This is a genomic window from Prosthecobacter sp. (genome assembly GCF_049294395.1).
GTDB lineage: Bacteria > Verrucomicrobiota > Verrucomicrobiia > Verrucomicrobiales > Verrucomicrobiaceae > Prosthecobacter.
In genome coordinates, this window is the sequence record NZ_JBAQCR010000186.1 from 20,447 (window position 1) to 28,356 (window position 7,910).

The window sequence follows — 7,910 nt, forward strand, 5'->3', positions numbered from 1 at the left end:
GTGGCGAAAGTTCCGAATTTTACTTTCTTTCAGGGCTTGTGTGGTGCGACGCACAGTCGTGTTGAAAGCAGGCGGTCCAGCAAAAACAGCAGCCGAGCCTGTCCTGCGAGTGTAAAATGCGAGGGTGCTCCCAGCGCCGCTGCCCGCAGATAGGACAGGCCGCGACACAAGCCATCCGGCTATTTGTGCCAAACGCCCCCCTTTAAACGACTTGAAATGCACAAGCTGCCTTCAAGATATGAGCAGACTGCCATATTGCATACTTCAACATTCCGCACTCCATTGTCTCATGAACATCCGACACCACTTCAGTCTGCTGTGCGCACTGGTTCTCGCATCCTGCGCCACGCCCCCCGATTCGGAAACCAAGCCGATGGGTGAGAATGTGCTGAGCAAGGAGACGATCCATGCGGCCAAGACCGGCCCCGTCGATTTCACGGCGCATGTGAAGCCGGTGCTGGAGGCGAAATGTGTGATGTGCCACAACCGCGAGGCGCTGCCCGGCCACGGGAGTCTCGAAAACCGCAAGGAGGCGGTTCGCTCGGGTGCGCTGGGGGCCTACATTGTGCCGGGGCATCCGGAGAGCAGCCTGCTCGTGGCAAATGTGAAGACCGCCCATCAACATGCCAGTGTCATGCCGGCTGTGGGTGAACGTTTGACGTCGGATGAATACGCGATCCTCACGAAGTGGGTCAAGGAAGGTGCGCCATGGCCGGCGGGCAAGGCGGGGACGCTGAAGATCATTCGGTAATCAGAATTTCCGATCTCCGGCATTCGCAATTCGTCTTGGCCCCTCGGACTGGTCATGCTCTACTGGCCGCATGGCAGACCATCGCGCCCTCATTTCGAATCCCGCAGATTTGCAGCCCTCCACCGCCTGGAACGAGACGGTCTGGGCCTACACCAGCGAGGAGGAACTCGTCGATCACACCACGAAGGCCCGCCTCTGCGTGGCCACGCTGCTGCCCTTCAAGGACAAGAAGCCCGACTGGGACGGCTTCACCAAATGCGTGCGCTGGATGCAGCAGTGCGCGGCGCATTACGGCGTGGAGATGGTCTTCGTGCTCAATGCAGACACCGGGTACATCTTTGATCTCAGCAATGAATTGTATGCCGAAGTGCTGAAGCGCTTCCGCGCGGAATTTCCAGAGCAGCGCTTCATCGCGGGCGTGACGGCACGCGGAGCGGAGAATGACACCGCATTCAAAGCGGAGCGTTACTGGCCGCTGCTCGACATCGCGCAGGAGCATGACAACTGCGAGATGATGATCATGACCAGCAAGCTGCTCAACACACTGGAGAACGAGCCGAGACGCGATGCTTACTTCCAGATCGCCGAGCATCTCATCCGCCCCGGCCTCGCGCATGCGCTGGAGCCTTCCTTTGTGCCATGGGCCACGCCGTTTGATCCGTGGCTGTTCCATGAGATCGCGCTACACCCGAGTTATGTGGGTGGCAAGGTCAGCACGCTCGACGAGCCGCACTTCCACTACTGGGCTGCCATGTGCAAAGGGCTGAACCTGCCCTTCTCCCCGCACAGCGGCGATGACTACGGCATCGCCACCGCCATCAAGCTCGGCCTGCCCCTGCTCATCGGTGCGGGCGTCAGCGCCTGCCCGCTCATCTGCGCTGCCCGCGACATGTGGCTGCTCGACAGCGTGGCCGACAAGAAATTCAAGACCGGCACCGGCCGCTTTGACACCCGCGTTTATAAACTCTTCGAAGCCTTCCAGTCCTTCGAGGACCTCGTCTTCCGTCTCGATGACCGCATGAGCGCCTCGCCCTACAAGCACAGCACGGCGCATGTGCTGCACCAGCTCGGCCTCATTGAATCCCCTGAAGCGCATCCGGACTGCAAGGATCTGCGCGGAGCGGATGAAGCAGTGCGCATGACTGAGGCGATGCGCAGGCCGAGGCGTCTGGCGCAGAAACTGGGCATTCCTTATTTTGGCGCGTGAATGTATGACGAGCTGTCATCGCACTGGAACACTGGGCCGATCTGCGAAGCGAAGTTTGTAGTCATCAGAGTCCAAATAGGCACGCTGGAATCGGACATGCGCGAAGTCTGATTCTCCTGCTATTTTTTCAATGGCTGAATACACCTTTGCATCTGCATGGTTGTAACAGCCAACAATGACCCGCTTGATGCATCCTGGATCAAAGGATTGATCGTACGCCTCATCTTTCTTCAAGCCATCTGGAATGGGAAATGAGATGCGAACCTCCTCCTCATAACTCCACTCCAATGCTTTAGTCGAGAGCATGAGATTCATTGCCTGCTCGAATCCAGTAAAATCATCACCAAACAGTGCCGGAATCGTTGGTGGATTGCTTCGATACACCACTTGGAGCGCATGTTTGCTGAGACAGGTTCCTTGCAGAAACTCATCAGGATCAAACTCAATAACGATACCCCGATGCTTATCTGCGTAATGTGACCACATTAGGATAGAATCGTGGCGATGCGAGCAGCACAAGATGCGGAAACGTTCTGCGATTTTGCCAACATAATCCCACTTCAGCAGCTTTTCCTTTTCCGCCCAACCTTTGTCACTCGTGAGTTTAAGAAACCGTTTTGGCAGCTCCACTGCATAATACTCTTTCTCGGCATCAACGCGATTCAGCCTTTGCCGCTTTTCAGCCGTTTCAAGATAGTCTTCAATGATATGTCTTTGTTTGAGACTCTCAAAAAGAAGTTGGTCGGATGGTTTCTCTAGGCGCGGCGTCAGCTCAAACGGATCATTAAAAGCCAGAGGACTGGCCAGACGCATGGTCCGGTTCTCGAGAGTCTTGATACCGCCAACGGGATCGAAATAGCGAAAAAGTGTCATGGGAGTGAATTGCCAACGGCATCACGCGCCTTCCAAAATCGCCTCCATCATCCGCAGCGCCTCGCGATTCGGCTTCACATCGTGCACACGCACAATGCGAGCGCCATGCTCGCGGGCGTAGGCGCTGAGGGCGATGGTGGGCCAGAAGCGGTCTTCCATGGCTTCGGAATTCATGACGCGGGCGATCATGGATTTGCGTGAGACGCCGACGAGCAAAGGACGCTGGGCGGCGAGCTGCGGCAGTTCGCGCATGAGGGTGAGATTGTGCTCCAGGGTTTTGCCGAAACCGAAGCCGGGATCGAGCACGATGCGCTCGGGCTCGATGCCTTCGTTTTGGAGCACGCGCAGGCGGTTTTCAAAGTAGTCCGACACGGCAGCGACGACATCGTCGTACTGCGGATGGGTCTGCATGGTCTGCGGTGTGCCGGTCATGTGCATGACGACCAGCCCCGCCTTGGATTCCGCCGCGACGCGCGGCATGGCGGCGTCACCGCGCAGGCCGGTCACATCGTTGATGATGTCGGCCCCGGCATCCAATGCGGCCCGGGCGACGGCGGCCTTCATGGTGTCGATGGAGATGAGCGCCTTGGTTTGTGAACGCACGGCGCGGATCACGGGCAGCACGCGGTGCAGTTCCTCGGCTTCGCTCACTGGCTCGGCTCCGGGGCGGGTGGACTCGCCGCCGATGTCCAGAATGTCCGCACCTTCCGCCAGCAGCGTGAAGGCATGCTCCACGGCACGGCCGGGATCATTGAAGCGACCGCCGTCCGAAAAGCTGTCGGGCGTAACGTTGACGATGCCCATGATGAGACCGCGATGGGTGAGATCGAGGTCGTGGTTGCCAAATCGCCAGCGGAACATGGGTGGTGCGGGCGGCTCAGCCCGGTGCCGGGTATGTTGAATTGGATCGGGTTTCCGCCAAGCAGAAAAGTACGAGGAAAAACAGCCCGTGATATTGCCCGCACCGTTTTCCCGCTGCATGGTTTGATGATGAAGCTCAACCCGGCCCCCCTGCTGATCATCCTCCTCGCGCTTGGAGGTGCGGCGGCTTTGTTTCTGGCGGGGATGAAACCGGAACCGCCGCCAGCGGTGAACATGCAGCCCCCGGTGGCTGCGGTAAAACAAGAAGCGACACCGATCGACGTCACCAACAAAGCGGTGGAAGACCTCAAGAAGCAGATCGTGCTGCTGGAAGGTCAGATCGAATATCTCCAGGGTCAGAATGACGCCCTGAAGGATGAGAATGCGCAGATGATTCAAAAGCTCGGCATGCTGGGCATGAAGGACGTGGCGAAGATGACACCCAAGGGTGGTGAAGATGATGTGGCACCTGATTTTGTGGGCATGGGTTTGGAAATGATGAAAATGCGCAAGCTGCATGCGCTCCCCCTCGTCACGACGGCGGTCAGCCAGGAAGAGGTGGAAAAAGTCATCCTGGCCTGGCTCAAACGCCAGCAGCCGAATGAAGAGGGAAAGAAACTTGCGCGCGGACTCGCTGCGCTGGGCTGGATTCCTGAAGCGATTGATCCCCTGCCCATGCGTGCCGCCTTGCTGGCCCGCCTGTTGGGCGGCTGGTATGACGATGAGTCGGAAACGATGTTCACGATCGAAGCCTCCACGGCTTCCGGCCCTGCGGTGACTTCGAACGAGCCGCTGGGGATTGCCTTTGGGCAGCTGCTGCGCGAATACGGCAGCATTTTGTATCAGCCTCAGCATGGCCCCATGAAGACCGACATGCGGCTGGCGCGGGATTCATTGATCGCCGGAGATGCGGCGCTCACACGCTTCCTGCACTCGCTGCAAAACCCGGCTTCCGAGCTGAAGGATGATCTGCCTGCGGAAGACCCGGATCATCCGATCAACCAGGTGCCCATGCCGGCTTATCTGCGGGAGCTGGCGCTGTTCCCTTTCAATCGGGGTTTTGATTTTGCCCAGACCCTGCACAGCGCCGGCAGTTTCCCGCAGCTCAATTCCGCCTATAGCCGCCCCCCCATCAGCACGGCGGAGGTCATCGAGCCGGAAATTTATCTCGATCAGGAGCGCCCCGCTCCGGTGGAAATCCAACTGGCGGAAGTGAAGCTCAAGGGCGTGCTGCCATATCTCGACGACTGCCTTGGCAAGTTTGCCTGCGTCACAGCCCTGCGCACCTACAACACCGATGAAGACGCCGCGCTCGGCGCACGCGGGCTGGTGGCGGATCGTCTGCTGGCATGGGCAGCGGATGGCGGAGCCAAGCGTGACCACGCCGCATGGCAGACGCTCTTCATGGACAAGTCCTCCGCCGATGCGTTTTACAAGGCGATGATCAACTCTTTGAAGCAACGCTACGAGACCAAGGGTGAAAGTGAATTCACCGCGCAGGGCCGGTTTGTCAGCCTGCTGCGCAATCGCAGCGATGCGGGTGTGGTGTTGATTGAAGCAGCCAGCGAAGAAGCCAGGGCCGCATTGAAACTTTTGATGAAGTGATGACCGCAAAACATGTTCTCTATTCAGGCCGCGTTCAGGGCGTGGGCTTTCGCTACAGCACGAAACGCATCGCCTCGGGCTTTGATGTGACCGGCTGGGTCAAAAACCTGCCCGACGGCCGTGTGGAGTTGCTGGCACAGTCACTGGAGGCCGATGAACTGGACGCCTTCCTCGAAGACATCCAGCAGAGCAGCCTGGGCTCGCACATCAAGCAACGAGAGGTCCAACCCATAGCCGCAGAGCCAAACTTGCGTGGATTCAGCATCCTGCGTGATTAACCTTTCCCAACCCGTATGAGCGCCGCGCCCGCCGTTTCCGTCAACCACCTGACCAAGGTCTTCAAAGGCCACCTTGGCAAAGGTGCCTTCCGCGCCGTGCATGATGTGTCATTCACGGTGGAGGCAGGTGAAGTCTACGGCCTCATCGGGCCGAATGGATCCGGCAAATCCACCACGATGAAGGCCATCCTGGGCCTGCTCAATGCGACTGAAGGCAACACCAGCATCTTCGGCATCCCGAGCACGGAAGTGGCCAGCCGCCGCAGCGTGGGCTTCCTGCCGGAGAATCCGTATTTCTACAAGCACCTGACCGGACGCGAGACCCTGCACTTCTACGGCAAGCTGTGCGGCATGACCGGGGATGAATTGAAATCCCGTGCAGAGGAAATGCTGGCGCTGACCGGGCTTGAAGATGCGGCGACGCGGCGCGTGGGCGGTTATTCCAAAGGCATGCTGCAGCGACTCGGCCTGGCGCAGGCCCTGATCCATGAGCCGCAGCTGCTCGTGCTGGATGAACCCACCGCCGGTGTGGACCCCTCCGGCTCGCGCATCATCCGCGATCTGATCATCGAGTTCCGCTCGCGTGGCATCACCGTGCTGGTCACTTCGCATCTGCTGGAGCAGATGCAGGAGGTATGCGACCGCGTCGGCATCATGGCGCACGGGCGCATGGTGCGTGAGGGACGGCTGGACGAACTGATCGCCGTGGAAAATCAAACCGAGCTGGTTCTTGAAAATGCCTCCCCTGACCTGCTGGCAAAAATTGATGCGCTGGTGAAGGCCGAAGGCGGTGGCACGCGCCTGCTGCGCAGCGGCCACCCGCGCACGACGCTGGAACGCCTGTTCATTGAAGCAACCAACGAACCGAAAAAACCATGAGCCAAGCCACCCCAAGTTCTGCCGCCGCCTCCGTGGCTCCGGTGCGCTTCTCCCCCCGGCGCGTGTGGACGCTGGCCTATGCGACGATGACGCAGCTGATGCGGATGAAAATCCTGCCCTTCCTGCTGCTGTTTTGCGCGCTGGTGGCGGCCATGGGCTTTGGCTTTTCCACCATCAATCCCGAGCAGCAGCTCAGCCAGTTCAAGACCATGTCCCTGGGCGTGCTGCAGGTGTTCAGCATCGTCTTCGGCATTGTGGCCACCGCCCTGCTGCTGCCGAAAGACCTGGAGGATCGCACTCTCTACACGATCCTGTCAAAGCCGGTGCCGCGCTTTGACTACCTGCTTGGCAAGCTGCTCGGAGTGCTGATGCTCATCGCCTCAGGCCTTGTCATCATTGATGCCGTGCTGAGCCTGATCTTGTGGCTGCAGCAGTCCATGCTGTTCGCCTCCGCCGTGTCTCAGCTGCATTCTGAAAACCAGGATTCACCCGAGGCGGTGGCGCAGATCCGTGAAATCGTGGCCCGACAGGGGCTCACCTGGAACCTGCACTGGGCGGTGTGGGCCATCTTCCTGAAGGCCGCCGTGGTGACCACCGTGGCCCTGCTGCTTTCCTGCATCGCGAGTTCGACGCTGTTCACCATCGTCATCACCTTTTGCATCACCATCATCGGCCATGGTCATGCGATGATCCGCGAATTCATCTTCCAGCCCAATCTCGGCAGCACCGCCACGCGCATCGCCACCTTTCTGCTGGCCACGATCTGCCCCGACCTGGCACAGTTCGACGTCGTGGACAGCGTGGCCAATGGAGAGATCGTGCCTTGGATTGCGGTCTATGAAATGACCGGCATCGCGGCGCTCTACATGACAGTGTACCTCTTCGTCACTCACCTGGTCTTTGTGGAGAAGGAACTATGAAACGAAAACTCCAGGCTGCCGCCGTGCTGCTGATTTTTGGTGTGCTGAAACTGCCGCTGGAGCAGCGGGTGACGCATGATCTGCGCACGATGCATCTGGTGGATGAGCCGCTGCATCTGGGTGTGAAGGGCAACATGGGGCAGATGGGCCTTGCCGCAGCTTTCGGCGGTTTGCGCGGGCTCATCGCCACTGTTTTTCAACTGCGCGCCCATGTGGAGTTCACTCGGGTGAACTGGGCGCAGGTGGACAAATACTATGGCTTTGTGACGCAGCTCCAGCCGCGCAATGCGCGCTACTGGGAGGAGGCCTCATGGCACATGGCCTACAATGCGGCATCGTATTACCTCTACAACAAAGAGCTGAAAGGGGGACTGCGCGGCACCTTGTTCCATGACTATGTGAAGCGCGGCATGGACATTCTGGAGGAGGGTTTGAAGCTCATGCCGGACAATCCCCGACTCTGGCAAAAGCTGGGAGACCTGCACTGGAACCGCAGCAAGGACTTCAAAGCCTCTGGCGACGCCTACCTGAGCTCC

General features: G+C 59.1%; 9 protein-coding genes. 7 read left to right on the forward strand and 2 right to left on the reverse strand.

What is annotated here, in order from left to right; translation table 11 throughout:
• Positions 1 to 289 precede the first annotated feature (289 nt).
• Together WAW39_RS12220 and WAW39_RS12225 are read left to right on the forward strand one after the other, a co-directional pair.
• Complete coding sequence (locus tag WAW39_RS12220) at positions 290 to 751, forward strand: c-type cytochrome domain-containing protein (protein WP_422319167.1); 462 nt, start codon at positions 290 to 292, stop codon at positions 749 to 751.
• 70 nt (positions 752 to 821) lie between these two features.
• Entirely contained in the window at positions 822 to 1,958 is a 1,137-nt protein-coding gene (locus tag WAW39_RS12225; protein WP_422319169.1) for a hypothetical protein, read from the forward strand.
• 15 nt (positions 1,959 to 1,973) lie between these two features.
• Here WAW39_RS12225 and WAW39_RS12230 read toward each other — a convergent pair whose 3' ends face one another.
• Both WAW39_RS12230 and folP read right to left on the reverse strand, forming a co-directional pair.
• Positions 1,974 to 2,831: a DUF2971 domain-containing protein gene (locus tag WAW39_RS12230; RefSeq protein WP_422319171.1), complete on the reverse strand. Its 858-nt coding sequence runs from the start codon at positions 2,829 to 2,831 to the stop codon at positions 1,974 to 1,976.
• Between the two features lie 21 nt (positions 2,832 to 2,852).
• A complete protein-coding gene (folP, locus tag WAW39_RS12235) occupies positions 2,853 to 3,692 on the reverse strand; it encodes a dihydropteroate synthase (RefSeq protein WP_422319173.1) in 840 nt (279 codons plus the stop codon).
• A 129-nt stretch (positions 3,693 to 3,821) separates the two neighbouring features.
• Between folP and WAW39_RS12240 the strand changes: the two genes are divergently transcribed.
• From WAW39_RS12240 to WAW39_RS12260, 5 genes are all read left to right on the forward strand, one after another.
• Positions 3,822 to 5,297 (forward strand): hypothetical protein, encoded by a 1,476-nt coding sequence (locus WAW39_RS12240; RefSeq protein ID WP_422319175.1) that lies wholly within the window; start codon positions 3,822 to 3,824, stop codon positions 5,295 to 5,297.
• Positions 5,297 to 5,575 (forward strand): acylphosphatase, encoded by a 279-nt coding sequence (locus WAW39_RS12245; protein ID WP_422319177.1) that lies wholly within the window; start codon positions 5,297 to 5,299, stop codon positions 5,573 to 5,575. Before WAW39_RS12240 ends, WAW39_RS12245 begins: the two co-directional genes overlap by 1 nt.
• 15 nt (positions 5,576 to 5,590) lie before the next feature.
• Positions 5,591 to 6,454, forward strand: coding sequence for an ABC transporter ATP-binding protein (locus WAW39_RS12250; protein WP_422319179.1), 864 nt, complete (start codon positions 5,591 to 5,593; stop codon positions 6,452 to 6,454).
• Positions 6,451 to 7,374, forward strand: coding sequence for an ABC transporter permease (locus tag WAW39_RS12255; RefSeq protein WP_422319181.1), 924 nt, complete (start codon positions 6,451 to 6,453; stop codon positions 7,372 to 7,374). The genes WAW39_RS12250 and WAW39_RS12255 overlap by 4 nt, the downstream gene beginning before the upstream one ends.
• A partial coding sequence (locus WAW39_RS12260) for a hypothetical protein (protein ID WP_422319183.1) occupies positions 7,371 to 7,910 on the forward strand: 540 nt, incomplete at its 3' end. The genes WAW39_RS12255 and WAW39_RS12260, both read left to right, overlap by 4 nt.

What these genes read in the sequence shown, in the direction of transcription:
- WAW39_RS12220 (WP_422319167.1), top strand. Translation starts at nt 290, where the DNA reads ATGAACATCCGACACCACTTCAGTCTGCTGTGCGCACTGGTTCTCGCA.
- WAW39_RS12225 (WP_422319169.1), top strand. Translation starts at nt 822, where the DNA reads ATGGCAGACCATCGCGCCCTCATTTCGAATCCCGCAGATTTGCAGCCC.
- WAW39_RS12230 (WP_422319171.1), bottom strand. Translation starts at nt 2,831, where the DNA reads ATGACACTTTTTCGCTATTTCGATCCCGTTGGCGGTATCAAGACTCTC.
- folP (WP_422319173.1), bottom strand. Translation starts at nt 3,692, where the DNA reads ATGTTCCGCTGGCGATTTGGCAACCACGACCTCGATCTCACCCATCGC.
- WAW39_RS12240 (WP_422319175.1), top strand. Translation starts at nt 3,822, where the DNA reads ATGAAGCTCAACCCGGCCCCCCTGCTGATCATCCTCCTCGCGCTTGGA.
- WAW39_RS12245 (WP_422319177.1), top strand. Translation starts at nt 5,297, where the DNA reads ATGACCGCAAAACATGTTCTCTATTCAGGCCGCGTTCAGGGCGTGGGC.
- WAW39_RS12250 (WP_422319179.1), top strand. Translation starts at nt 5,591, where the DNA reads ATGAGCGCCGCGCCCGCCGTTTCCGTCAACCACCTGACCAAGGTCTTC.
- WAW39_RS12255 (WP_422319181.1), top strand. Translation starts at nt 6,451, where the DNA reads ATGAGCCAAGCCACCCCAAGTTCTGCCGCCGCCTCCGTGGCTCCGGTG.